Source organism: Phytobacter sp. V69, from assembly GCF_965644215.1.
In the GTDB taxonomy this organism is placed as follows: domain Bacteria; phylum Pseudomonadota; class Gammaproteobacteria; order Enterobacterales; family Enterobacteriaceae; genus Phytobacter.
In genome coordinates, this window is the sequence record NZ_CBFFRL010000448.1 from 1 (window position 1) to 1,047 (window position 1,047).

Consider the following 1,047-nt stretch of genomic DNA (forward strand, 5'->3'; position numbering starts at 1 on the left):
ATAAATTAACCTGCTTTTGATGTTGGATTGAACATATCAAAATCAGGCAATTACACAATTTTATGTACAGGCTCTCCCTTGTTTGATGCCTGGCAGTTTATGTGTACTAGCTCAGACCTGATCTGACAGTTACCGGTTATTTATACAGGTGTCTGTCAGATTAAATCTGGTTCAGATTTTTTTCTGCCCAGACCCGTTTTCCATCAAGTAAAGTCGCCACTGGCGTACGCCCGCAGCACATTTTTCCCTGATGAGTTCGCTCATTATTGTAATGCCACAACCAGTTGTCCAGATCCCTTTGCAGGCTTTCCACGTCTGCATAAAGCTTCTTGCGGAACGTAACCTGATAAAATTCCTGCAAAATGGTTTTATGGAACCGCTCGCAGATACCGTTGGTCTGCGGAGACATCGCCTTCGTTTTCGTATGGTCGATATCGTTGATGGCCAGATAAAGCTGAAAATCATGCTGCTCCACTTTACCAGAGTACTCCGTCCCCCTGTCGGTCAGTATTCTCAGCATCGGCAGTCCCTGAGACGCGTAGAACGGCAGGACGCGATCATTGAGCAGGTCAGCGGCAGTGATCGGCGTTTTACTCGTATACAGCTTGCAGTGCGCCACTTTCGAGTATGTATCCACGAACGTCTGCTGGTAGATACGGCCCACGCCTTTCAGATTGCCCACGTAGAAAGTGTCCTGTGAGCCCAGATACCCCGGGTGTGCCGTCTCGATTTCACCGCTGGCCTCGTCATCGAGGGCCTTCTTCTCCAGCGCTGCGATTTGAGCGTCGGTCAGCACGATGCCTTCTCTGGCGACTTTTTCCTCAAGCGCCTTCAGGCGTTTACGGAAGTTCTCCAGGTCATGTCGTTGCCAGATGGAGCGCACGCCGCTGCCGGAGATAAACACGCCTTTTTTACGCAGCTCATTACTGGTCCGGTGCTGACCATGAGCCGGGAACTCAACGGCGTACTCAACTGAACCGCCCCGGTTTTCCTGGAGAGTATTTTAGTTGGGAACTCAGGCTGCCAGATCCTTATTCCCGATGGAAG

Annotated in this window: 1 pseudogene; it reads right to left on the reverse strand. The window is 50.5% G+C overall.

The annotated features are described in order from the left end of the window. Positions 1-160 precede the first annotated feature (160 nt). Positions 161-973: pseudogene (locus ACSZPU_RS25885) on the reverse strand (integrase core domain-containing protein); the annotation flags it as partial. Between the last annotated feature and the right edge of the window lie 74 nt (positions 974-1,047).